14 protein-coding genes are annotated in these 20,682 nt (G+C 45.1%); 4 read left to right on the top strand and 10 right to left on the bottom strand.

Annotation, left to right across the window (positions count from 1 at the left end):
- Positions 1–89: 89 nt before the first annotated feature.
- Together K1X61_05005 and K1X61_05000 are read left to right on the top strand one after the other, a co-directional pair.
- Entirely contained in the window at positions 90–2,360 is a 2,271-nt protein-coding gene (locus tag K1X61_05005; GenBank protein ID MBX7107988.1) for a T9SS type A sorting domain-containing protein, read from the top strand.
- Positions 2,361–2,631: 271 nt separating this feature from the next.
- Positions 2,632–5,385, top strand: a complete 2,754-nt coding sequence (locus K1X61_05000) for a T9SS type A sorting domain-containing protein (protein MBX7107987.1) — start codon at positions 2,632–2,634, stop codon at positions 5,383–5,385.
- A gap of 108 nt (positions 5,386–5,493) precedes the next feature.
- Here the strand turns inward: K1X61_05000 and K1X61_04995 are convergent, their stop codons facing one another.
- The 3 genes from K1X61_04995 to K1X61_04985 form a co-directional block, all read right to left on the bottom strand.
- Positions 5,494–6,297: a sterol desaturase family protein gene (locus K1X61_04995; GenBank protein MBX7107986.1), complete on the bottom strand. Its 804-nt coding sequence runs from the start codon at positions 6,295–6,297 to the stop codon at positions 5,494–5,496.
- Between the two features lie 120 nt (positions 6,298–6,417).
- A complete protein-coding gene (locus K1X61_04990) occupies positions 6,418–7,590 on the bottom strand; it encodes a helix-turn-helix domain-containing protein (protein ID MBX7107985.1) in 1,173 nt (390 codons plus the stop codon).
- A gap of 60 nt (positions 7,591–7,650) precedes the next feature.
- Complete coding sequence (locus K1X61_04985; protein MBX7107984.1) at positions 7,651–9,663, bottom strand: tungsten formylmethanofuran dehydrogenase; 2,013 nt, start codon at positions 9,661–9,663, stop codon at positions 7,651–7,653.
- A gap of 255 nt (positions 9,664–9,918) precedes the next feature.
- Here K1X61_04985 and K1X61_04980 point away from each other — a divergent pair, with 255 nt between their 5' ends.
- Complete coding sequence (locus tag K1X61_04980) at positions 9,919–10,509, top strand: pseudouridine synthase (protein ID MBX7107983.1); 591 nt, start codon at positions 9,919–9,921, stop codon at positions 10,507–10,509.
- Positions 10,510–10,693: 184 nt separating this feature from the next.
- Here the strand turns inward: K1X61_04980 and K1X61_04975 are convergent, their stop codons facing one another.
- From K1X61_04975 to K1X61_04945, 7 genes are all read right to left on the bottom strand, one after another.
- On the bottom strand, positions 10,694–11,305 hold the full coding sequence (locus tag K1X61_04975) for a fumarylacetoacetate hydrolase family protein (protein MBX7107982.1): 612 nt from the start codon (positions 11,303–11,305) through the stop codon (positions 10,694–10,696).
- A gap of 60 nt (positions 11,306–11,365) precedes the next feature.
- Positions 11,366–11,689, bottom strand: a complete 324-nt coding sequence (locus K1X61_04970; GenBank protein MBX7107981.1) for a hypothetical protein — start codon at positions 11,687–11,689, stop codon at positions 11,366–11,368.
- Positions 11,690–11,808: 119 nt separating this feature from the next.
- Positions 11,809–12,393: an aminoacyl-tRNA hydrolase gene (gene pth / locus K1X61_04965; GenBank protein ID MBX7107980.1), complete on the bottom strand. Its 585-nt coding sequence runs from the start codon at positions 12,391–12,393 to the stop codon at positions 11,809–11,811.
- 87 nt (positions 12,394–12,480) lie between these two features.
- Positions 12,481–13,167 (bottom strand): 50S ribosomal protein L25, encoded by a 687-nt coding sequence (locus K1X61_04960; GenBank protein ID MBX7107979.1) that lies wholly within the window; start codon positions 13,165–13,167, stop codon positions 12,481–12,483.
- A gap of 14 nt (positions 13,168–13,181) precedes the next feature.
- Positions 13,182–14,117 carry a ribose-phosphate pyrophosphokinase gene (locus K1X61_04955; protein ID MBX7107978.1) on the bottom strand — a complete coding sequence of 312 codons (936 nt, stop codon included), beginning with the start codon at positions 14,115–14,117 and terminating at the stop codon, positions 13,182–13,184.
- A 125-nt stretch (positions 14,118–14,242) separates the two neighbouring features.
- Entirely contained in the window at positions 14,243–15,508 is a 1,266-nt protein-coding gene (locus tag K1X61_04950) for a hypothetical protein (GenBank protein ID MBX7107977.1), read from the bottom strand.
- A gap of 387 nt (positions 15,509–15,895) precedes the next feature.
- Positions 15,896–17,992 (bottom strand): T9SS type A sorting domain-containing protein, encoded by a 2,097-nt coding sequence (locus K1X61_04945; GenBank protein MBX7107976.1) that lies wholly within the window; start codon positions 17,990–17,992, stop codon positions 15,896–15,898.
- A gap of 950 nt (positions 17,993–18,942) precedes the next feature.
- Here K1X61_04945 and K1X61_04940 point away from each other — a divergent pair.
- Positions 18,943–20,607 (top strand): formate--tetrahydrofolate ligase, encoded by a 1,665-nt coding sequence (locus K1X61_04940; GenBank protein ID MBX7107975.1) that lies wholly within the window; start codon positions 18,943–18,945, stop codon positions 20,605–20,607.
- Positions 20,608–20,682 lie beyond the last annotated feature (75 nt).

Here is a 20,682-nt window from a genome sequence, read left to right as displayed (position 1 = left end):
AAGATGCAACAATAAATAATGACAAGGTAACAGTGAATATGCAAACTCACTTTATTCAATCAGTTAATAGAAATCTAAAAATAAATTTTATGAAAGCAACGACCAACATGCTGATGCTCTGCCTCCTTCTCTTCACTACTGTACTACAGGCGCAGAACACTTTTGAAAAGACTTATGGCTTAGCCGGTGACAACTATGCAAACGATGTGCAGCTCACAGCCGATGGCGGATATATCATAGTCGGCACCGGCAATTTTGCAGGAGCCGGCGGCGATATTTTTCTGTTGAAGACAGATGCCAATGGTGATACGCTCTGGACACGATTCATTGGAGGTAACAGCGTCGATCATGGAAATTCCGTGGCAGCTACTGCAGATGGTGGTTACATCATTGCTGGCTCAACGATGAGTTTCGGCGCAGGTGCTTCCGATGCATACCTGGTAAAAACGGATGCTGCCGGTAACGTGACCTGGAGTAAAACGTATGGCACCACCAGTAATGATGCGGCCTATGGGATTTTGCAGACTGCGGATGGGGGGTATGTTTTTTCCGGAACTGAGAAACAGACTGGGCTGAATGGTTATGCCCACCTTGTGAAGGTAGATGCAACCGGAACTGTACTTTGGTCGAAAACCTTTGGCAACAGCACGCGGAAAAATTTCGCATACACACTTTTGCAGTCACCGGATCATGGTTTCGTAATCGGCGGATGGGAGAACCTTAACACAGGTATCAATGATGATATGTGCCTGATAAAGACAGACAGTGCAGGGAACCTCTTGTGGTACAGGTCCTATGGTGATGTCGGTCATGACCAGAATTATTCGGTTCACCTTGCTAATGATGGTGGATTTATTATTGCCGGCATAACATTCAGCGCCTTTATTTTTGAAGTGAATGTAGTAAAGACGGATGCAAGCGGTAATCTTGAATGGACAAGAAATATCGGCGGAAGTGCAGAAGATGATGCTTATGCTGTTACGGCAACTGCTGATGGAGGATTTGTATTCTGTGGCACTACCTCCAGCTTTGGAACTGTTCATGCCGGTTATATGGTGAAGCTCAATGCTACCGGTAGTATTGTATGGAGCAAGACAATAGGCGATGCCGGATGGACCGGATTCTTTGCTATCCAGGAAGCGAATGATGGTGGATTAGTGCTGGCCGGTGTAAAGGATGAAGTATATGGATCAAGTGGCAGTTTATACCTTGTTAAAACAGATGCTGATGGCAACAGTGGCTGCAATACGACTGTTAATTCTTCCTCTTCTACGCCGTCTATACTGGTGGGAGTACCCGTCGCGCATTCCACGTCCGTGCTAATCGTTAATACAGTTGCTTCTGTTACTGCTTCCGGCACATCAACAACCACGTTATGTTCATCCTGCATTCCTGTACTGTGGTATCAGGATGCTGATAATGACGGATACGGAAATGCTGCGATCACCCAATCATCTTGTGATAAGCCTTCCGGATATGTTGCTATCAATACTGACTGTTATGATGCAGATCCAGGCATACATCCAAATGCACAGGATATCTGTAACGGGCTGGATGATAACTGTAATGGACTAATAGATGAAAACTCACTGAGCGCTATTGTACTGCCTGCCGGTAGCATCGTGATCTGCTCAGGAACAACGATTGCACTGGAGGCCAATACAGGGAGTGGCATCACCTATCAATGGTATAAAAACGGAAATGCCGTTGCCGGGGCAACCAATGCCACCTTTGTTGCCGGTAAAAAGGGTAACTATTTTGTGACAGAAAAGAATGGTTTCAATTGCACTGCAACGTCCAACACTGTTAAAGTTTCTGTTGCTGCTTTGCCGACAGCTTATATCACACCGCTGGGCGATCTTGATATTTGTATTGCGGGATTTGTGGACTTGCAGGCTACAGCAGGCAGCGGTTACCAATATCAATGGATGAAGGGAAGCCTCATTATTGCTGGTGCAACCAATCAGGTTTATACTGCAACCGCTAAGGGAAATTATAAGGTTTCGGTTACCAACAGCGCCGGATGCAGTAAAAATTCACTGGCGGTTAAAGTGGTGAAGACATGCAAAGAGGGCATGCTTCAAACGGAGCAGGTAAACACTCTTCTTACCTGCTATCCCAATCCATCACAAGGTCATTTTACGATTGACCTTAACCTGGAAAATGTAACGGCCGGCACGGCAACCATAGAAATATCCAATATGTTAAATGAAGTAGTGCTTATGGAGCAGGTAGTCATAATTGAGGGCCTGTTGCACAAGGAAATCGTGGCTGATCAAAAGCTGGTCGCCGGCATTTACCTGGTTAAAGTGATTGCTGGCAATCGTGTGTACGCAGGTAAAATTGCGGTACAACAGTAGCAGCCTTAGCTGATATTTTGAAATTGGAAAATCTGCGATCAGCAGATTTTCCAATTTTGAACAGTTGTTTTCAGAATATTTGAAGACATGGAAGTATTGAAGTACGCCCGGATTTCACATCAACGGTTTCAACTTTGCTTTGGCAGCATACGGCACTATCGAATCAAAAGAACAAAGAATAAGGTATCTTTAAGTTAGCATTTATCGCATCCAGGTGCAATGCACCTTTTGCCCCCAGCTTGTTGATACAACCCTCTTAAAATTGCTGCCCATGCCTCATCAAATAAATGGTAATCTCCGTTGGATGTTTTTTTTTATGGCGGCAATATTCCATGTGGCAGTTTATGGAAATACAGTAACCAAACTCAAAGGAAAATATAAACACGGCCAGGTTTTTCTCACCTGGAAGAATTTATCTGCGGATGTTTATTATAAGGTATACCGTTCAACCTCCCCCATAGTCAATAGTATACAACTTGCCGGTTGTGAATATCTTGGGCATACAGACAATAATTCGGCGCAGGATCATAACCTGTCAGCGCATAACGGTGTTGTTTCCTACTTCCGTATTGACTCCAATGATATACCCTTAAATTCCGGCACAGGACTTTTTGTGGCAACTACACTTGAGGACGGAAGTTATTACTACGCAGTTACAACAGTGCTGAATGAGATGGAAGATATTTCTGTTAACAGCGGGGCCAATGCGACCGTGCTGCCCATCGGAGAAGCAGTAGCAACGGTTATGCCAGTGTTTCAGCAACACTTCCCGATTGGAAGCGAAACGGTGGATATTTATACAACTTTCTATTCCACCAAAAGAGCGGTTGGTGAAGCTTTGCAGAATAAGGCAGGTTACATATCACTTGATTTCGCGGTGAACCCTCACTTTTCCGGTGAAGGGCTTCATGCCATAGAAGTTTTTTTTCATGGTGGCGGTGAGGATTTTTTATGGAATATGCAAAAGCCTCCCGGTAACCTGATACAAATCGGGATGGAAGACATATTACCGAATGAAGAGAGTGATCTCGGATATGGCAGCAATGAAAACTATGACTTTTACAAAGACAACACAGAAAATCAAGTACCGGTAACAGGAATCAATTATGACTATCAGCAGGAAATAACCAAACTGACCATTGACTGGGCGTTGATGCATTTTCCGGCTGACAGCAACCGGATTTATTTGAAAGGTACTTCTATGGGAGCGGGAAGTGCGTTCATGTATGCCATAGCGCATCCTGAAAAAATTGCCGCTGTTTTTTTATCCGTTCCCTGTTTCAATTATAGTTTTGAGCATGATTATGATCCTGATTGCGCACTGAACGAGGGCAATCAGGCCAGGCTTGATGGCGATATCAAATTCGGAACTGTAAACAGCAACCTGATGTCGAATAAAGGCATACCATTTTATAATGCGGTGAACGGAGGTTGGATAATTCATGCTTACAGGGAAAAAAATTTCCCAATGATTTTTGCAATAAATGGAAAGCATGATGAGATGGTTGGCTGGACGGAAAAAACAATTTTTTATGATTCGGTAAAAGCAAATCACACAGGTGGGTATTTTTTCTGGGATCAGCGCAATCACGCCGGTGTAAATTCCACGTGGAATGATGCAGCATTTGATTTGTTCAGGTATGCCAGCAACCGTTCTTTTCCTGCCTTTGCGCACTGTTCAAATGATGAGGATTATGGCATTGGCGATGATATCACCGGTGCGGCTTTTGGAACGGTGAATGGTTCGCTGGATTGGGATGAAAGCAGTATCGCCGATAGCACTACATCATGGGAAGTGAAATTATTTGCCAGGAACCTGTATACTAAATCAGGACAGCTGGTGAACTATCCTGATTCCTGTACAGCAGATATCACACCACGCCGGTTACAGCACTGCATCATTTCACCCGGCGCAGTTTACGCATGGACAGTCACGCATGATAATACGGTTGTTCAATCCGGTCAGCAGGTTTACAATGGTGGCCTGATAGTGTTGCCCGGCATAAAAATTTACAAAGACAGTTGTCTGCTTAAAGTGCTGCTTACAGCAGGCAACCAGTTATTTTTTTATGACAGCGATGGTGACGGGTATGGAGATGCTGATGTATTTATACAATCCAATGAACCATTGCCAGGCTATGTGGCAGACAGCACAGACTGTGATGATGCAAATTCTTCCATTCATCCTGGTGCCGTTGACTATTGCAACACCATGGATGATAATTGCAATGGTGCAACAGATGATCATCAGATGGTAGCGATTGTAGATCCTGTAGGGAATATTACAATCTGTGACGGAGCGGAAATCATACTTACTGCTAATAATGACGGCGACCTCATCTATCAGTGGTATAAGAACGGGAACAGCATAGCCGGTGCCACCAATGCTGCTCTTGCCGTGAACAAGAAAGGTAATTATACGGTCAGTGAAATGAATAGTTATGATTGTTCATCTGTTTCAGATAAAACGAAGGTTGCTGTAATGGCTGCGCCACTTGCCACTATCATTCCATTGGGTGATCTGGATATCTGCTCAACAGGCTTTGTTTTATTGCAGGCGAATGATGGATTGTCTTTTGCTTATCAATGGCTGAAAGGGAACGCAACAATTGAAGGTGCAACGGACCAGGTTTATGCCGCAACAAAAAAGGGCAATTACAAAGTAACAGTTACCAACGGTGCCGGATGCAGCAAAACTTCTGCCGCACAAAAAGTCGTTAATTCCTGTAAGGAAGATCCGTCTGACGGTGATTTGCAAACCGGCAGCCGGATCAATTGTTATCCTAATCCAACCACTGGCAGTTTTATTCTTGAATTGCAGTTGCAGCATGCGACACCGGTAAGTGCAACGATTGAAATATGGAATATGATGAATCAGCTCATGATACGCTTCGAAGCCACTATCGAAGGCGATGCGTTGCATAAATCAATCACCGGCGATACGCTGCTGGCGGATGGGATTTACTTAGTCAATGTCAGAACAGGCGGCCAGGTATTGACATGCAGGCTGATCATTCAAAAGTAATATGCAACCGCTTACCTGTTTGCGGGTGCATATTTCAATTTGTGTTTCTGCCTGAAAGAATCTTTTTATCAGCCCTGCAGCTTCGGTAGTGGTGCAGGAAATGATTGTTTATTTTGAATCCGGATAGAGCGGTTTGAACGGCATCAGCAGCATATTCTTCACCGACTGATCATCATCGTGCCGGAAGTATTCAATGCCAAACTGAATATGTTCTACATCTACAGGGCCTCCGGTTTTAAAGATCCTGTCCCAAAAAGTAAAGACATCACCATAGTGTGAATCTGTCAGTGGCCGCTCTGCGGCATGATGCATTTTATGCCAGCCCGGCGTTGAGAAAACATAACTTCCGTAATAGTCTATGAAATGAGGAATCTTAATGTTGGCATGCTGAAAAAAGATGAGCAGGATATAGAAGGTGAAGTAGATCATGAAGCAAAGCCCGCTGATGCCGAGTAAGGTGAACATGAACGTCCAGCCAAATGTTTGCAGTATAATATCAAACGGATGAAACCGCAATGAACTTGATGCATCGAGTTCTGTATCGCTGTGGTGAACGCGGTGAAAACGCCAGAAGAGCGGAATGTGATGTTGCAACAGGTGAAAGCCATAGTCCCACATATCGATCAGCAGCATGCCGGCTGTCAGTGAAACGGCATTTGGCAGATTTAACAAGTTGAGCAGTCCGAACTGATGCCGGGCGGTAAACTGAATCACTTCATTTACATAAAGTCCGGCAAGTGCGTTTACCGCAAAGGAAATTAACACCATAACCAGGTTGCGGCGCCGCATTTTTTTCCTGCCTGGTGAAGGTGCAAAGTAGGGGATGAAAGATTCTATCACCCATAAGCTGATCAGCATTGAAAAGATGATGATGGGTTGAATGTTGCCCAGTGTTACTGCAAGGTCTTCCATGATGGACTTTTTTGATGAGTAAAAGAATGAAGGCAAAGTAACTGCACTGCAACAGCCGCATCGCTCATACCGATAAGGTTGAACGTCTTACTTTTTCGGGAAGAAATCAACACCTGATTATCAGGCGGTTGAGATGGAGAGGTTTTTACGGTAAGCCGAAGGAGTGGTACCTGTATGTTTTTTAAAAGCGGCATTGAATGCTGCTTTGCTGTTAAAGCCGCAATCGAAAGCAAGTGCCAGCAGTGAATAGTGCTGTTTGGAAGGGTCAGCCAGCCGTTCTTTGAATTCCTCCACCCTCAACTGATTGATGAAGTCGAAAAAGTTCTGTTGTTTGTGCTGATTGAGAATCTGGGAAAGATGGTGCAGCGAAATTTGCATCTGATCGGCAAGTTGCTGCAGCGTCAGTTCAGGATTGAGGTAAGGTTTTTCCTTCTCCATCAGCAGGTGAAGACTGGTAAGGTATTGCGCAGCCTTATCTTCCGTTAATCCTGAGCGTTCATATTTTTTAGCTATTACCTCAGGTTGTTCCGCTAACAGCACTAAAGGCTCTGCCTCCTGTGGCTGAATTTCTTCATGGATGTCGGCAAAAATGGATTTTTGCCTCATGCCGTAATATCCCATGGCGTAGATGGAAAATGAGAAGACGATATTGGAATAATAGTTCGCCCATTTCCAACCTATAACCGTGATGGCCGAACAACTGATGAATCCAAAGGCGATGATCAGCAGTAGATTCCTGATCCAGCCCAGATCAATTTCTTCGATAGATGAATAATACTTTTTTACCCGCCGCACATGTTGCAGAAGTAACAGCACGGTGAGTGCAAGATAAACTGAGGTCTGCACTGTGCTAATGATGCTGAATGTCTGCCACAGATCAGGCATCTGCGAATAGCTCTGCAGGTTATATGCATATTTATAAACTGCCGGCTGCATGTAGAATTTCAGGAAATAAATGAATCCTGCCAATACCAGCAGGAAATGAAGCAGATGTATACGCTTCAGCGCAAAATTTTTCCTGGTAAGTGTCAGTGCATATAGATAAAACAAAGGGCCGATGGCAAAATCCAGTGGCGACAACACCATAGAGAAGTGAGGAGCTTTTAATATCATGCGACTGTCCCAAATGACGAAATACATCATCTCCAGTGCAAACACGAAAAGGAAAGCAGCAAGCAGGCGATGGGAGAGCTTATTGCCTGAGCGCAGGTTCCAGAGAATAACGGAAAGGAATACACCCTGAACCGCACCGACGAGAATAATGAGGTTGCCGATAGAAATTCCGGTTGGCATGAAACGAAGATAAGCGCCGGCGGGGAATGATACGTTAGGCCGCTGTAATTTTTGTAAGCATCAGTTGGCCAGCAACGAACCAATTTCCGATGCCACACTTTCAACACCGGGCAACATTGCCTTCTCCAATATCATGTTCATCGCTACAGCGGGCAGCGGTTTGGCGCCAATCGTTTTCACCGGCGCATCAAGGTACTGGAAACAGGCAGCCGAGATTCTTCCTGATAAGGCTTGTGCAAAGGTGTTTTGTACCTGCTCCTCCGTTAAGACAATACATTTTCCGTGTCGTTTAACCGCTTCAAATACCATTTCATCATCGCAGGGATTGAGTGTGCGCAGGTCAATGATTTCTACGGAGCCATGAAATTGTTTAGCTGCATTCTTTGCCCAGTATACGCCCATGCCATAGGTGATGATACATAGAGAGTTGCCAAGGTCAACTTCTTCCTGTGTGGCGGAAAGCGCGATGCTTGCTTTTCCCAAAGGAATAATGTACTCTTCATCCGGTTCAATTGTTTTCGCTTCATCTGTGCCGGGATTTTTGCTCCAGTATAATCCTTTGTGTTCATATACGATGACAGGATTAGGATCATAATATGCCGCTTTCAGCAATCCTTTCAGGTCGGCCGCATTGGAAGGATAAACCACCTTAATACCCCGCTGTGCCAGCACCACCGATTCATGGCAGCCGCTGTGATAGGGTCCGCCGCCTCCATAAGCACCAATGGGAATCCTGATCACTGTACTTACGGGAAACTTACCCATGGTAAGGTAGCATGATTTTGAGAGTTCGGTGATTAACTGATTGATAGCAGGAAACTGATAGTCACAAAACTGAATCTCCACGATCGGCCGTACACCGGCTGCACTGAGACCGGCCGTAGATCCAACGATATAAGCCTCCTGAATAGCAGTGTTGAATACCCTGTCATCGCCATATTTATCGGCCAGTGTGGATGCTTCACGAAAAACGCCTCCCAGCCTTTTACCGACATCCTGCCCGAAGAAAATCGCTTCCGGATGTTTGTGGAGGATTTCATCCACTGCATGCAGCGCGGCATCTACCATCACTACCTTTTGACCGTTAACCGGCGACCGGTTTCCTTTTTCAGTTGTAACAGGCGTTGGTGCATATTCATGGTCACTGATAGTTGCGGGATCCGGTTCTGGAGCATCAACGGCCCGCTGAAAGTCGCTGGCAATTTTTTCTTCAGCTCGTTTTTCAATCTCATCCAGAATCTCTTCTACGATTCCATTTTCCAAAAGATAATTTCTCAGTTTTGGAAAAGGGTCATCCGCTGAATGTAAAGCGATATTTTCCGCGCCACGGTACATTTCCTTACGCACGCCTGACGTGTGGTGGTTAAGCAATGGTACCTTAGCGTGAATCAGCACGGGTTTACGTTCCTGCCTCACAAACTGAATCGCTTCACGGAGGCATTCGAAAGCTTCATGAAATTCGCTGCCGTTTACGCGCATTCTCTTCATGCCTTTGAATCCTGCTGCATATTCATAAGCATCCATGGTGCGCATTTCGTCGGAAGAGGCCGAGATGCTCCAGTCATTATCCTGCACGAGGTAAATAATAGGTAACTGCTTCAACACGGCAAATTGCCAGGCTTCAGCCACTTCACCTTCCGTAACGCTGCCATCACCCATTGAACATATCACTACCGGCGGTTCTTGCGCGTTCAGCATATTCTTTTTCTCCAGGTATTGAACACCCTGGGCAAGCCCGGTGGTAGGAATGGCCTGCATGCCTGTTGCACTCGAATGATGCAGGATGGTGGCTTTGTCGCTGTCTTTATAAGACGGATGAGAATAATACTCACGGCCCCCGGAAAACGGATCGTCACGCTTTGCCAGGAGCTGCAGCATCAGCTCATAGGGTTCGAAACCAAGGCCCAGCAGGATGCTTTCATCACGATAATATACTGCGAGGTAGTCATACGGTTTCAATTGCAGGCCGGCTGCAAGCTGGATGGCCTCATGGCCGCGTGAAGTAGAGTGAACATACTTGCAGATCTGCCGATGCTCATCGTAGGTTTTAGCCATATACTTCACATAACACATCTTCTCGAACGCACGCAGGTATAAAGTCAGATCCAAGGGGTTGATTTTTTATAGGGCGCAAAAATAAGAAGGTATGCGGATTGCACAAGAAACTACCGGTAGTTAGTGTGTTGCGTATCGGCTACTGTTGTATTCTTAACGGAAGAACATCCGGTGAATTTTAACGTAGTTTTTGCTGATCAGTCGCCATCCGGCTGATGAACACTTACGTGTTTCCCGATTCTCATTTTGCAATTCCCTACCTTTATCATCAATATGAAATACCTCTACTACAAAGTTTTCAAGCCATACGGAATGCTTTCACAGTTTACAAAAGAGGGTGAACATGATACGCTGGCTTCCCTGTTTGAATTTCAAAAGGATGTTTACCCGGTCGGCCGGCTTGATCATGACACAGAAGGATTGCTGTTGCTGACGAATGATAAGTCAGTAAATATGCGTTTGCTGAGTCCCGACAGAAAACATAGCCGTACCTATTGGGTGCAGGTGGAAGGATTACCGGGTGAAGCGGCATTGAACGCCTTGCGTAAAGGAGTTACGATTAATCTGAAGGGTACCTTGCATCAGACACAACCTGCCGGTGTCCGTGGCATGTCGGCGCCCAGAATTCCGGAGCGTATACCACCGGTAAATTATGTCAAGCATCCTGAAACTTCGTGGTTAGAGCTTACTATTACAGAAGGCAAAAACAGGCAGGTGAGAAAGATGATGGCAAAAGTGGGACATCCTGCCCTGCGTTTAATTCGCTATGGTATTGAACGGCTGAATATAGATAAAATGGTACCCGGCGATATTGTGGAAGTGCCGAAGAGTGAGTTTTACCAGGGATTGCATCTGAAAGGATGAATATTGTTTTTTTTCAAACAATGGTTCAGTGCAAGGGATTTATGGTTTTTATATGGTAAGTATTTAGCAGTCTGCTCTCAAAGGAAAGCATGCGTAATCGGCTTATCGCTTGCTGCCAAATTGGATAATTTATAGAAGATCATGTGATAATCTGTCAATAGTTAAATCAACGCAACACTTCACTTCACATCACATCGAACTCCAGCACACTTTCATCTTCTACAAAACATTCGATATGGTCGTTATATGTTACGGCCCCTACACCCACCGGTGTACCGGTGAAAATAAGATCACCTTTCAGCAAGGTGAAAAATTGTGAGGCATAACTGATAATTTGTTCAAATGAAAAAATCAAATCCTTTGTATTGCCTTTTTGCGCCAGCACTTTATTCTTATACATGCAGAAATTCAGGTGCTTCAGGTTGTCGAATTGAGATTTTGGCAGAAAGTCACCCACACAAGCGGAGCCATCAAAGCCCTTGGCAATTTCCCATGGCCATCCCTTTTTCTTGAGTTCGTTTTGCAGGTCACGTGCCGTGAAATCGATACCGGCTGTTACTGCATCATAATAACGGTCGGCAAACTTTTCAGAAATGTTCTTGCCGTTTTTGCAAATGCGTAAGACAATTTCTGTTTCATAATGCATGTCTTTGGAAAAATCGGGCAGGAAAAATGGCAGCTTTTTTCGCTTATAGGCAGTATCGGGCTTGATAAATATGACCGGTTTATCGGGAATATCATTTTTTAATTCCCGGGCATGTTCAGCGTAGTTACGTGCGATGCAGATGATTTTCATTTTAGTCAGCGATAAACATCCTGCCATGAAGCAGGGTTATGAAGAGCGATTGTTTGAGTACTACGCCGGAATTTCACCGATGGATTTGAATACGGGTTTGCCCTGTGACTCCATAGATTCCAATTCCGGTGCGGCATCAGCGGATGCAGCAAGCAATAACAGCGCATCACAATCTTGTGTGATGGCTACGGCAATATCCGTGATCAATTGGTATTCATCCTCTGTTTCAGACTTCTCGAGTACGGGCAGCGCAGCGTTTACGCCCACAACGGGAATATGTCCCATTTCATAGATGGCTGCGGCCGCTTCATTTAACGCATCAAGATTTTGTTGACGCTCTTTGCCCGTGGGTGCAGAGTAAGGTCCGGCGATTGCTATTTTCATTGTTTGGGGTTATTAATTTTATGTTTAGTTATCAATTGTTTTCCGGAATCCGGCCGTTAATCCAATTATATTTTGAAAGTATGGTTTTGTTTTTTTGAATGCGGATTCAGTGATGAACCTTATCCGTTGGTATTCCGGCCTGGGTATTTGTTATACAGATTCATGGTTCGCTCCAAACCAATCGTGGCAAAACTTTTAACGGCATCCGCCGCAGCCTGAATTTTTTCCGGCAATAATTTCTGTTCCTCTGCTGTCCACTTCCCCAGCACATAGTTTACCTGGTTGCCTTTCGGGAAATTTCCTTCAATGCCAAAACGCATCCTCGGATAGTCATTGCTTTGCAGCCATTCCTGCACCGAAGTCAGCCCATTATGACCGCCATCACTTCCTTTACTCCTGATCCTGAGGCTGCCGAAAGGAATAGCCAGGTCATCCACCACTACCATCAGGTGCTGACGGCTGATTTCGAGTTTGTCCATCCAGTATTTTACGGCTTTACCACTCAGGTTCATATAGGTGGTTGGCTTGATGAGATGCAGGGATTTACCTTTATAACGCATTGCTGCATGTAAGGCATGACGGTCTGAAATGAAAGAAGCACCGGCTTCCTGTGCCAGTGCCTCTACAATTCTGAAACCTATGTTGTGACGGGTTTCTGCATATTCATCGCCCATGTTACCAAGCCCTGCTATAAGAAACTTCACGTCTGATATTTTGCTGATGCCTGATTTTCAAAGCCGGATAACTGAGTAGGTGATATCCTTGCAGGGTCGGAGAAAGTGAACGCCGTTTTACTTTTTCTTTTTGTCGTCTTTCTTGGCAGCCCCTTTGTCTGCAGCGGGAGCAGCACCGGCAGCTGGTGTAGCACCGGCGGCTGGAGTAGCAGCAGCGGCAGGGGTAGCAGCGGCAGTAGCAGCAGGCGTTTCTTCTTTCACCACACGTGGTATCAATACCGACAAAATCGGGAAGTTAGCCGGATTAAGAAATTCAATACCATCGAACTGGAGATCACTCACTTTTACCGATTTACCCAGTTCGATGTGATCAATTTTAATCGTGATATGCGATATAAGATCTTTGGGATAGAGGCGGACTTTGAGCTTTTTCATACGCTGATTGATTTTGCCACCGGCGCGTACACCGGCAGGAACACCTTCCAGCCTGATGGGCAGCTCTACCGTTACTTTTTTATCTTCATTCAGCTCCAGGAAATCGATGTGATTGAGCTGATCTGTTACCGGATCAAACTGCAGGTCCTGCATGATGGCAATATGTTCGTTTCCATCCAACATAATTTTTGCTGTGAGGAATTCAGGGGTATATACCAGGTCTTTGAAAGAAGGTGCGGGAGCGAAAAAGTTAAGTGTTTCTTTGCCTCCATACAGGCTGCAGGGAATCTGCCCGCTCTTTCTCAGCTCGCGGGTTTCTCTTTTGCCAACTGATTTTCTTACTTGGCCTTCAATGGTGATCGATTGCATGATTGAAAAAAAATTTAATTGTTAAGGAACAGTGAGGTAATGGACTTATGCTCATACATGTTGCGGATGGATGTTGCAAATAACTCGGCCACACTCAACACTTTTATTTTAGAGGATGTCTGTTTCAATGGTATGGTATCACAAACAACTACTTCTGTAAGGCTTGATTTTTCAATATTCTCATAAGCTTTACCTGAAAGCACCGGATGTGTGATGAGTGCGCGGACGCTTTTAGCGCCCTTTTCCAGCATAAGGTCGGCTGCATTGGCCAGCGTATTTCCGGTATCGATGATATCGTCACAGATAATCACATTGCGTCCTGTTACATCACCGATGACTGTCATAGAAGAGATTTCATTCGGGCGCTTGCGGTACTTATCGCAAATAACCATTTCCTTATTGAAGTGAATAGCGTAAGAACGCGCACGGTTAACGCCGCCTACATCGGGAGCTGCGAAAGTAACATCGTGCAGATCCAGTGATTTGATGTAGGGAATAAAGATGGTTGAACTCTCGAGGTGATCTACCGGAATATCAAAAAAACCCTGAATCTGCGGTGCATGGAGGTCCATGGTCATGATCCGGTTGGCGCCGGCAGCGGTGAGCAGGTTGGCGATCAGTTTGGCCGCAATCGGCACCCTGGGCTTGTCTTTCCTGTCCTGGCGGGCGAAACCGAAATAGGGGATGACGGCAGTAATATATTCAGCGGAGGCACGGCGTGCAGAGTCAATCAGCAGTAACAGTTCAAACAGGTTATCTGTCGGTGCAATAGTTGACTGAATGAGAAAAACATAATCGCCGCGAATGGACTCAAGAATAACAGGGCAGATTTCACCATCGCTGAACCGGCGAACTTCCACCTTACCCAGCTCCACACCATAGGATTTGGCAATGGATGAGGCGAGGTAACGCGTGTTTGTTCCGGCAAATAATCTGACTTGTGATTCCATCGTTTTTTCAGAGGTCGGCAAAGATAGAAAAAGAATTAAGATTTGCCCAAGACAACTCAAAAAAACCCGGTGAAAAACTGTTAGGTGAACCGTTCGCGGATTGCTTATATGTGCCTCATTTTTATTTAGTTCAGGAAACTGAAACGCGCATTCACTACATTGTTATACGTGGCGCCAAAACTGTAACTGAGTCCAACAGACCCATAGTAGTTGAAATCAGTGGCTAACTCGCGCTGGCGCGTGAGCACCTCCTCCGGTGTGGCTCCTTCTTTCGGCAGGCTTAGCTGATCATGAATGAAACCAATATTGCCATACAGGTTGAACTCCAGTCCTTTAACGATCCGTAAGTTGACCGCACCGGACAAGTAGAGCGCATTTTTGGAGAAATCATGGAAATAGTTGGAAGCATATAATGACATGTTTACCGAACCCCATTTTTCAATCAGGTCCAGTGAAGCGGTCAGCGATTGTGAAGCCAGCCATTCAGCTGTTTTGAGATAGATTGTGGTATCCGTATAATCCGCATAAGATGGCGTCAGCTGATACAACACTGTAAACAGGTGTGATGTGGATTGGCTGTAAGGATACAGATTCCATTCTATGGCAGGTGACAGTGTTGCCTGCAGATCGTAGTTACTATAGGAGGAAGCGCTAATGGAAGTTGTTCCGCCGGCTGACCAATGATTGGTAATACTTTTTACGACAAGCAGGTTAGCACTTTTTGATCTTGTCTTACTAACATATTCCGTGTTGTCATAGGCATATCTTGAATAGTTATAGGATCCGTTAAGGCCGGCACTGAACTTCCACGCCTCTGTTGTTTTTTTTGCATATAATCCGCCATTCACATAAAGATTTTTATAAGATTGTTCCCCGCTATAATCGCAGTTGCCGGAAATAGTAAAGACCCAATCATGCCATTGGTGCTTTTTCACTTCCGACGGATGAGATTCGCCTTCGGTAAAATTAATTTCAATCTCCATTGCACCGGCATCAGGTAACCTTGCCAGATACGGCATCAGCCCCATTTTTAACAGCTGGACAAGGCCTTGCCTGATTTCATCTTCAGCCACAGCGCTGCCGGCATAATATTGCAGTGTATCGTTTTTGCCGGCAAACATCATTTGCCCGATATAAAGCATGGTATATTCCCTCCCTCCGCCGCCTGTAAGCTGTGTGGTTATCAGCAAGTGGATATTAGCCTCATGACGGTCGCGTACATAGTTCACAAAATCAATTTGCTTCCTGATGTAATCATCGTATTCAGCAATACCATCCAGGTACAGGTTAATGCCGGGTTTTGCAAAGCCGGTACTGTCTGATTTCGGTTGCGACAAACTGTTGGCTACACAAATCAGCAAAATGGATAACAGCAGATAGATCGACTTCATAGATGAAAATTTTTGATTGCCCGGAGAAATATCAATACAAGGTAACGGAAGCTGCTGACAGCAGGAAACAGGAAATCTGTTACATATTAAGCTGAGGTAACCGGCAACAGGGAAGGCAGGCAGATGACACGCAACTGCAACGTTGATTCAACCGTTCACAACCCTGAATAACCGACATTAAAAGAAATTTGCAAACCTGAGGGATGTTGATTGGAAGTAAATTTTTCCAGAAGCAGCTATTGCTATATACAGACTTATATTTTATATTCAAGTTGGACCTCACTCCTGCAAAATACATAGCTTTATCATCAGCAAAATCTTCCTGCCGGAAAGGAAAATATTCCGGCAGGTAGAATGCGGAGAGCCAGCATCAGCTGTTACTGCTATTTAGTCTTTTATAAGTTTGATTACTTCATCTTCACCATTGATATCGGAGATTCTTGCAAAATAAATACCCGGCGACCAGCTTTCACCGATTCGAATTTCATTATCCGACGTAGCCGCGTTTTCAATGTGTCGTCCCGTGATATCGAAAACATCAATATTATGCACGATACCGGTTGCCAGATCGCTGATCGTGAAATAATAGCCGGAGGGATTTGGGAAAACACTAATGGAAGTGTTCATATCAGATGAATGCATTTTGCAGGTAATTGTTACCGAAGAAGATTTTGAATTGGCACTGCAACCCGTTTCAATAATGGTAACCTTGCATTTGTAGGAGCCGCTCACTGTTGCGGCGTATGTTGAATTTGTTGCGCCGCTGATATTGTTTCCATTAAGGGTCCACTTGTAAGTTACGCCGGTAGCAGGGCTGGCAATGTCGGTAAGTGTAACAATACCTGCAGCACAGTTTCCGACGGAGATAGTGGAGGTTGGTTTTGGATTAGTGGTAAGCGCTATCGTATTTGAAGTGGTAGTACCACAACTGTTAGTCACATCGCAAGTATAATTTCCGGCTTCAGAAGCTTTATAGGTCTGAGCCGTTTTACCCTGAATAATGGCGCCATTCATCTTCCACTGATAAGATATGGCAGGCGTAACCACCGTCAATTTTGCACTTCCTCCAACGCAAAAGGCGGTTGGGTCGTTGGTAGAAATAGGCGTACCGATCACCAGGTCGGTTCCATTGTCAGGTCCGGAAACAACGGGATTGGAACTCACGACACGGATCCTGTATTTGCTGCCGGTAAGTGTATTATTGGGAATGGTGGCAACTATCATCCCGGATGCAATGGAATTTTTTGTACCGATAGTTACCGGTGCGGTAAAACTGCCGTTTGCATCAGAAAGTTGTGCTGTGAAAACATTCCCGGCGGTAAATGCACCCACTACAGTGTACCCGATATTGACAACCTGATTGTTGCAGTAGGGTGATGATGGTGCTGTGACTGAAGTGATAAAATTGCCGGAAGGTGTGTAGTTAACGGCTGCCACATTGGGGGAGCCGGTTGCTTCTATTGCATCGAATATGCCGCCTGCCACCACATCACCGCCAAAATTTACCAATCCGAAAATGCCTTGCACCGTGCCTCCGCTTGACATACTTCCAGCCAGTGGAGACCAAGCGTAACCATCCCATTTTGCAATGTTGGCTGCGCTCAATCCGCCTGCTGTTGTAAATATGCCGGCTGCCACCAGGTCGGAACCGTAAACGGTCAATGCGAATACATATCCATATACGCCGCCACCAATGCCTGTGCCCAAAGCTGACCATGATGATCCGTTCCACATGGCAATATCACTTGCACTCACACCACCCGCTGATGAAAATAATCCGCCCGCAACGAGTTTGCCATTATATGCCGTCAGTGCATATCCAATATATCCAAGGCCGCTGCCTAATGCAGACCATGCAGTGCCATTCCATTTAGCGATGTAGTTCACATTCATGCCACCAGCCTTGGTAAAGAAGCCGGTTGCAATCAGATCGCTGCCATAAACGGTAAGCGCCATTACCTGGCCTTGTGTGCCGCCCATGCCGCTGCCAAGCGATGTCCAGTGCGAACCATCCCACTGTGCAATATATTTAGCGGTGCCTTCTGCTTTGGTGAAATAACCACCGGCTATCAGTTTTCCATTGTAAACTGCAAGTGATGTAACATAGCTGTTCATACCACCTGCCATATCTTTCCAGGTAGTACCATTCCATTTCGCGATAAAATTCAATGTCTTCGTGCCTGACATGGTAAATTTTCCCGCAGCAATCAGCTCGCCATTATATTCCAGTATGGCATCCACTTCACCGTTCAGGCCATCACCCACAACGGTCCACGACTGACCGTCCCATTTATAAATTCCGCCTGTGGTACCTGCAAATAATTGATTATTCCATGTGCCCACAGAATAGCTCCAGTAAGGTACACCGGAGCCGAGCGATTTCCAGGTCTGAGCCTGTGCAAATGCTGGAATAGTAAGGAGAAGAATAAATAAAGCCTGCACAATCAGTCTCCATTGATTTACGGATCGTTTAATTGTTTTCATAAGTTGGTTAATTTATCAGTGAAAATGGTTTAATAAGTGCGGGTACCCTGATTCATGTAAACGCATGTGTTCCAGCGTTGAGTTGCCTTCCTGCAGAAACCGTTTGATTGCTTTAGCATACTCCGTTTGGCAGTTGATGGTATAAACTGCCGGTCCTTCTGAAGGCAAAACTTATGAACCTGTGACAGGAGAGTTATGACCTGGTGCTGAATACGTGAAAAATATTGCTGTAGGCAGAAAAATGCGTACCGAACGGTTTTCTCGTTTTGCTGAATTTCCGAAATCCGGTGGCATAGGCTGTAGACATGCCTGCAAAAAAATTGCGGCGGAATGACATCCGCCGCAACCAAATCCAAACTACTAACTCAAACACCCTTTTGCTCTTAAACTGCAACCAGTTCTCTTTATCTCACGCGCATGAAAACAAAATGAACCATGTTTGCCTGCATTTTATGGTAATCTGAGTAGCAGGATTTATCATGATCCAAAAGTAAATAGGGTGGTAGCGGTTGCAAATGATATTTGTCATACAGCCCTGTGACTTTTGTTGGTGATTCCTGCATTATGCAAAAATGCCTGCTTCAACAATTCTTTTATCAGGATCTGAAAATTGTTGAAGCCATTTTATGACGAAGCACCTGTCAAAGTATAAATTCATTTTTTTTGAAACAGCTTACTGACAAACGGCTTGGCGCAATGTATTTTTATGGCAGGCACTTCTGTTATCATCAATTACCGGATTTCAGATAAGTGACGGAATTATTTGAAAGGTGATTTGAATTACAGATATTGCTTAACCGATCAACGGATTCAAATTTGGATTATGGCTGCTGATTACGATCATGCTGCAATGTGATAAAGGTCATAATGAAAAATTTGGAATCAGCTGATTTTAACTTCCCTCAATATATTTCATGGGGTATTCAATACCGGTTAAAAACTTGTTTAAGATGAAATCAGATTATGAGATTGCACAGGAGAAGCCAATGCGCTTCATTGCCGAAGTGGCTGACAGTATGGGTTTGCCGCCCGATATGGTGATTCCTTACGGTTATCATAAGGCGAAGGTGAACATAAGGCAATTTGATGAAGAAAAAATTGCCGCCAGCAAACTGATCTTGGTTACAGCAATGACACCCACCAAAGCAGGCATTGGAAAAACAACAACATCAGTAGGCCTCTCCGACGGATTACGAAAGTTGAACAAAAAGGCAGTGCTGGCGCTCCGTGAACCTTCATTAGGTCCTTGCTTCGGGATGAAAGGCGGCGCTGCAGGCGGAGGCTATTCGCAGGTGGTGCCGATGGAGGAGATCAATCTCCACTTCACCGGTGATTTTCATGCCATCACCGCTGCCAATAATACGCTGGCGGCATTGCTGGATAACTACCGTTTCTTCAATCGTGGAAAACCGGAAGGTATCAAAACGGTTTTGTTAAAACGTTGCCTTGATGTGAATGACAGAGTGTTGCGGAAGATTGTCACCGCACTTGATGTTCCGAATAACGGCATTCCTTCTGAAACAGGATTTGTGATCACGCCGGCCAGTGAATTCATGGCCGTGCTCTGCCTTTCGGAAGGTATTGATGAACTGCGGGAAAGAATTGATCAGATGTTGCTTGGATTTACTTTTGCCAATGAGCCATTCACCACAAAAGATCTTGGTGTAACAGGCGCCATCACTGCCCTCTTAAAGGATGCCATCGTACCCAATCTGGTACAAACGCTGGAAGGAACACCTGCCATGGTGCATGGCGGGCCTTTTGCCAATATTGCCCATGGCTGCAATTCAATCATGGCCACTAAAACAGCAATGCAGTTTGGCGAGTATGTGGTTACCGAAGCGGGCTTCGGCAGCGATCTTGGTGCAGAGAAATTCTTCAATATCAAATGCAGGAAGGCAGGTATCAGACCGGCGATGAGTGTATTGGTGGTTACTTCGCAGGCAATAAAACTCAGCGGTGGCATAGCAGAAACTAAAATGATGCTGCCCGACCTCCATGCACTCACGCAGGGTTTGCGTAATGTGGAAAGGCATATTGCCATTCTTAAATCATTTCACCAGAAAGTATTGGTGGTGCTGAACCGCTATCATTTCGATACGAAGGAAGAAATCGATTTTATGCGGGAATGGTGCAGCAGCAGGTCAGATGGCTTCGCGGTGAATGATGGCTTTGCACTGGGCGGTGAAGGTGCTTTGGAAATGGCAAACGCTGCAGTAAAGATCTGTGCGGAGCCTTCACCGGCATTGAATCATACGTATGAATTATCCGATGACATTGAAACCAAACTGCACAAGATTGTCACCACCATCTATGGCGGAAAAGGAGTGGTATTGTATAAGAAGGCGCAGGAAATGATTAAAAAAATCAAAAAACTGGGACTTGAAAATCTCCCCGTCTGTATGGCTAAAACACAATATTCTTTTACAGATGATGCTTCCGTGAATGGGCTGGATGGCAACTTCAGTATTGATGTGGAAGACCTGGTGATCAGTACGGGAGCAGGATTTATTGTGGCCGTCTGTGGTGAAATCATGCGCATGCCCGGTTTACCCAAAGTGCCGCAGGCTAACTTCATTGATGTGGTTGACGGCAAAATCATTGGTGTAAGCTGATGTGAACATCGCTGGCAGCATTCGAAGAAGTTTTCTGTCTTATTGAAAAACAAAATTGCAGACTGTTTATACATC

The sequence above is a fragment of the Chitinophagales bacterium genome (assembly GCA_019694975.1).
Taxonomy (GTDB): Bacteria; Bacteroidota; Bacteroidia; order Chitinophagales; family UBA10324; genus JACCZZ01.
This window is presented reverse-complemented; position numbering and strand designations above follow the sequence as displayed.

Bases quoted from the DNA above. Each gene is read 5' to 3' on its own strand.
- K1X61_05005 (MBX7107988.1), top strand. From the start codon at position 90: ATGAAAGCAACGACCAACATGCTGATGCTCTGCCTCCTTCTCTTCACT.
- K1X61_05000 (MBX7107987.1), top strand. From the start codon at position 2,632: ATGCCTCATCAAATAAATGGTAATCTCCGTTGGATGTTTTTTTTTATG.
- K1X61_04995 (MBX7107986.1), bottom strand. From the start codon at position 6,297: ATGGAAGACCTTGCAGTAACACTGGGCAACATTCAACCCATCATCATC.
- K1X61_04990 (MBX7107985.1), bottom strand. From the start codon at position 7,590: ATGCCAACCGGAATTTCTATCGGCAACCTCATTATTCTCGTCGGTGCG.
- K1X61_04985 (MBX7107984.1), bottom strand. From the start codon at position 9,663: ATGTGTTATGTGAAGTATATGGCTAAAACCTACGATGAGCATCGGCAG.
- K1X61_04980 (MBX7107983.1), top strand. From the start codon at position 9,919: ATGAAATACCTCTACTACAAAGTTTTCAAGCCATACGGAATGCTTTCA.
- K1X61_04975 (MBX7107982.1), bottom strand. From the start codon at position 11,305: ATGAAAATCATCTGCATCGCACGTAACTACGCTGAACATGCCCGGGAA.
- K1X61_04970 (MBX7107981.1), bottom strand. From the start codon at position 11,689: ATGAAAATAGCAATCGCCGGACCTTACTCTGCACCCACGGGCAAAGAG.
- K1X61_04960 (MBX7107979.1), bottom strand. From the start codon at position 13,167: ATGCAATCGATCACCATTGAAGGCCAAGTAAGAAAATCAGTTGGCAAA.
- K1X61_04955 (MBX7107978.1), bottom strand. From the start codon at position 14,117: ATGGAATCACAAGTCAGATTATTTGCCGGAACAAACACGCGTTACCTC.
- K1X61_04950 (MBX7107977.1), bottom strand. From the start codon at position 15,508: ATGAAGTCGATCTATCTGCTGTTATCCATTTTGCTGATTTGTGTAGCC.
- K1X61_04945 (MBX7107976.1), bottom strand. From the start codon at position 17,992: ATGAAAACAATTAAACGATCCGTAAATCAATGGAGACTGATTGTGCAG.
- K1X61_04940 (MBX7107975.1), top strand. From the start codon at position 18,943: ATGAAATCAGATTATGAGATTGCACAGGAGAAGCCAATGCGCTTCATT.